Source organism: Micromonospora sp. HNM0581 (assembly GCF_012726175.1).
Classification (GTDB): domain Bacteria; phylum Actinomycetota; class Actinomycetes; order Mycobacteriales; family Micromonosporaceae; genus Micromonospora.
Map to the genome: position 1 here is coordinate 1 of NZ_JAASAD010000061.1, position 1,105 is coordinate 1,105.

Annotated in this window: 1 protein-coding gene; it reads left to right on the forward strand. The window is 63.6% G+C overall.

Going from position 1 to position 1,105, the window contains the following annotated elements; genetic code table 11:
* The first annotated feature begins 225 nt into the window (after nt 1-225).
* Nucleotides 226-1,089 (forward strand): IS5 family transposase, encoded by an 864-nt coding sequence (locus HCA58_RS23080; RefSeq protein ID WP_169600158.1) that lies wholly within the window; start codon nt 226-228, stop codon nt 1,087-1,089.
* The last annotated feature ends 16 nt before the right edge of the window (nt 1,090-1,105 follow it).

Genomic DNA, 1,105 nt, shown 5'->3' on the forward strand with positions numbered 1-1,105 from the left:
CTCACTGGACGTTTGTTTCGCGTTCGGATCAGTAACGACGGATTCATGTTCCGGCCTCGGTAGCCATAATGTCCGACCCGACCAGAAATAGACGCATCCCGTCCCGCTGGATCCTGACCGGAATCGGAGCATTTCACCCCGGAATCGTGTCTGGTTCACCTTCGACCCCGCATCGACGGACATGACGTCCGCCGAGTCGAGGCCCCGACACCGTACGCCTGCTGCATGACCGAACGGCGACCCTATCCGTCCGACCTGTCCGACGCCCGATGGGCCCTGATCGCACCCCGCCTGACCGCCTGGCGACAGGCCCGCACCGACGCCGGCGTCAGCGGACGCACCCCCACCCACGACCTACGCGACATCTTCAACGCCATCCTCTACGTCAACCGCACCGGCATCGCCTGGCGCTACCTACCCCACGACTTCCCGCCCCACCCGACGGTCTACGGCTACTTCGCCGCCTGGAGCAAAGAAGGCATCTTCACCGAACTCAACTACCACCTCACCGGCCTCGTCCGCGATCACCACGGCCGCACCACCGCACCCACCGCCTCCATCATGGACAGCCAGAGCGTGAAGACCTCCACCAACGTCCCCCTAACCACACAGGGCACCGACGCCGGGAAGAAGATCGTCGGCCGCAAACGCGGCATCATCACCGACACCCTCGGCCTACTCCTCGCCGTCATCGTCACCGCCGCCAGCGCCAGCGACAACGCCATCGGCATGGACCTACTCGACCAGGCCACCACCACCTACCCCACCCTGACCAAGACCTGGGTCGACGCCGGATTCAAGAACCGCGTCGTCGAACACGGCGCCGCCCTCGGCGTCGACGTCGAGATCGTCACCAAAGACCCACAGATCAAAGGCTTCAGCGTCGTCAAACGGCGATGGGTCGTCGAACGCACCATCGGCTGGCTCATGCACCACCGCCGACTCGTCCGCGACTACGAAACCCGACCCGACAACTCCGCCAGCATGATCACCCTCGCCATGATCGACAACCTCGCCAAACGCCTCACCACCGAAACCACCCCAACCTGGCGAGAACCCCTACAACCACAACACACACAAAATACGTGAATCAGACGTCCTCTCA

Excerpts from the sequence above, each read along its gene's own strand:
- HCA58_RS23080 (WP_169600158.1), top strand. The coding sequence starts at position 226 with ATGACCGAACGGCGACCCTATCCGTCCGACCTGTCCGACGCCCGATGG.